General features: G+C 71.3%; 4 protein-coding genes. 2 read left to right on the top strand and 2 right to left on the bottom strand.

The annotated features are described in order from the left end of the window. Together VFO68_RS10050 and VFO68_RS10045 are read right to left on the bottom strand one after the other, a co-directional pair. Nucleotides 1–459: response regulator transcription factor (locus VFO68_RS10050; RefSeq protein WP_325157933.1), on the bottom strand; the 459-nt coding region annotated here is incomplete at its 3' end. A gap of 109 nt (nt 460–568) precedes the next feature. Then, complete coding sequence (locus tag VFO68_RS10045) at nt 569–1,672, bottom strand: beta-propeller fold lactonase family protein (protein ID WP_325157932.1); 1,104 nt, start codon at nt 1,670–1,672, stop codon at nt 569–571. Between the two features lie 418 nt (nt 1,673–2,090). Here VFO68_RS10045 and VFO68_RS10040 point away from each other — a divergent pair, with 418 nt between their 5' ends. Both VFO68_RS10040 and VFO68_RS10035 read left to right on the top strand, forming a co-directional pair. After that, a complete protein-coding gene (locus VFO68_RS10040) occupies nt 2,091–2,291 on the top strand; it encodes a hypothetical protein (RefSeq protein ID WP_325157931.1) in 201 nt (66 codons plus the stop codon). 39 nt (nt 2,292–2,330) lie between these two features. Beyond that, nucleotides 2,331–2,564: a DUF2933 domain-containing protein gene (locus VFO68_RS10035; RefSeq protein WP_325157930.1), complete on the top strand. Its 234-nt coding sequence runs from the start codon at nt 2,331–2,333 to the stop codon at nt 2,562–2,564. The last annotated feature ends 85 nt before the right edge of the window (nt 2,565–2,649 follow it).

Raw genomic sequence — 2,649 nt, 5'->3', positions numbered from 1 at the left:
GGCGACCGTGACTTCCCGGGCGGTGACGTCGATGGACAGCGACCCGAACACGCGCGGCGGCTCCTGCGCCGCGGCCGGGGCACCGGCGACGGTGGTCCGGGGGCGGCGCAGCATCACCCGCACCCGGGCGACCAGCTCGCGCGGGCTGAACGGCTTGGTGAGGTAGTCGTCGGCACCCACCCCCAGACCGACAAGTTTGTCGACCTCGTCGGCTCGGGCGGTGAGCATGACGATGTAGCAGTCGGCGAACGTGCGCACTTGCCGGCACACCTCGATGCCGTCCAGGCCGGGCAGACCGAGGTCGAGCACCACCACGTCCGGCCGCTGGGCGCGGGCGGCGGCCACGGCGGCGGGGCCGTCGAACACGCAGCTCACCTCGTGGCCGTCGCGTTCGAGGTAACTGGCCACCACCTTGGCCAGGCTCTGCTCGTCGTCGACGACCAGCACGCGGGTACTCATGAAGTCCATCCTGCCGGGCCCGCTGCCCACGTCATCACACCCCCGGGCCACTCTCGGCCGAGGGGCAACGGGTCCCCCGCGGCTGTGCCGGCCACCCGGCGGACGCCGCTCAGCCATGACCGCCATGCTCGCCGTGTCCGGAGGAGGCGGCCGACGGGGTGGGAATGACCACCGTCATCCGGGCTGCGCCCGGCGCGGGAGGCCGGGTGGCGAAGCTGATCCCGTTCGGCTGCTTGCCTACGTCGATCGTGGCGACCGTGGCGCGGGTGGGCAGGTCGATGACGGAGACAGTGGCGTCATAGACGTTGGTGACCCACGCCCGCTGGCCGGTGGGGTCGATGACCACGCCGTGCGGGCCCGATCCGGTGGCGATGCTGCCGGCCGTGGTCATGGTCGCCGTGTCGATCACCGACAGTGCGGTCCCCGGCTTCTCCTTGGATCCTTGGTCGGCTGACAGCAGGCTGCGCCCGTCCGGGGTGAGGTAGACCTGCGCCGGGGCGGCCGGCACCTCGGTCCGCCCGGCGACGACGCGGGCCCGCAGGTCGATCTTGACCACGCTCGGCGGCGTGGAAACGCTGGCGAAGGCATACCGGCTGTCCGGCGAGACCGCCACCTGGACAACGGGACCATCCACCGGCACGGCAGCGACCTTTGTGTCGGTGCGGGCGTCGATCAGGTCCACCGTGCCGGCCTTGAGGTTGGCCACCACCAGGGTGGTGCCGTCCGGGCTCGGGCGCAGCCCATGCGGGCCGCCGCCCACGCTGATGACGCCCGACGGGGCCAGGTCCGCGCGGTAGACGGACACGCTGCCGGCGTCGTAGTTCGTGACGTAGGTCTTCTGCCCGTCCGGCGTCAGCACCACGTGGGACGGGCCGGCCCCGGCGGGGGCGGCGTTGGCAAGCCGGTAGGTGCTGGCGTCGAGGGCGGCCACCATGCCGGTGTGACCGCTGACGGCGTACACCCGGTCGCCGGCCGGACCGACCTGCACGTTGTGCGGACCCTCGATGCCCTCGACGGTGGTGACCACGGTGCTGGTGGCGGCATCGATGACCGACAGGCTGTGCCCGCCTTCATTGGCCACCCACACCGCGCCCTCGATCCCCCCGGCGGACAGGCCCGACGGCGGCGGGCTCGGCTCGGCCGCCGGATCGTCCACCGCGGCACATCCCGCGGCCACCGCGACCAGCGCAACGACACCGGCGACGATGACCATGCGCGCTCCCCGTAATCCCATGCCCTGTCCCATCCCGGGCAATGCTGGCGAGGATCGGGGTAGCCCCGGTGGATCTCCATCCGATCCTGGATCCTCAGCGCATCGCACTCGATCGTTCCGTGTGGTCTTGACCAGGCCGCCGGTTCTCTCGCGCCGGACGGCGGCGGATAGCCGGCACTCGGTCCACAGTCACCACCGGACCCGAAGAACGAGGCGGGCATTCCATGAATGTTCGGTGAAGACGCCGACCGCCGACGCCTCTGCAGGCACGCGTCGAGTGCCGTAACCCGTCCGCGGCAGCCAGCGGGGCCGTTCCTTCAGCGAACTTTCATCACTTCGCGGGTGGGTTCATCACCCCGGCGGCCCACCGTTGATGGTGCACAGCGAATTCGTCGACACGGACGCTCGGGAGGGTGGCATGTTTCCCAGCTTCTGCGGCGCGATGGGCTTGGCCGGGTGGCTGATCACGTTGCTGGTCTGGGTCGCCCTGATCGCCACGGTGGTGTGGGGCATCACCCGCCTGTTCCCGGACCGGAACGAGGCAACCGCGCAGGTGCAGGCGCGCAGGCGCCCAGGCGAGGACGCAGCCCCGCCGCTCATCAAATCCAACCGGCGCTGAGCCGGGCCATTCTCGGAGGATGTCATGCACGGCCAACACATGAAGTATCTACTCGTCGCGGCGGGCGCACTGGTCGTCGGCCTGCTGGCGGCCGGCAGCTCGCTGCAGGCGGTGCTGCCGTTCCTGCTGCTCCTGGCCTGCCCACTGATGATGGTGCTCATGATGCGCACCATGGGCGGGCACGGCGGGCCCGGCGGGCACAGTGCCGCCCGCGACAGTGCCGCCCCCGACAGTGCCGCCCGCGAGCACGACGACGCCGTCACACTGCGATAGGCGCCCGCCCGCCGTACCCATGGCCGCGGTTGCCACGCACTGCCAAAGCGTCTGCCCCGCAGGCTTCGTCAAATCTTCAGCGGAC

The sequence above is a fragment of the Actinophytocola sp. genome (assembly GCF_035712165.1).
Classification (GTDB): Bacteria; Actinomycetota; Actinomycetes; order Mycobacteriales; family Pseudonocardiaceae; genus DASYTH01.
The sequence above is the reverse complement of the archived record's forward strand: the minus strand, read 5'-3'. Positions and strand labels throughout refer to the sequence as shown.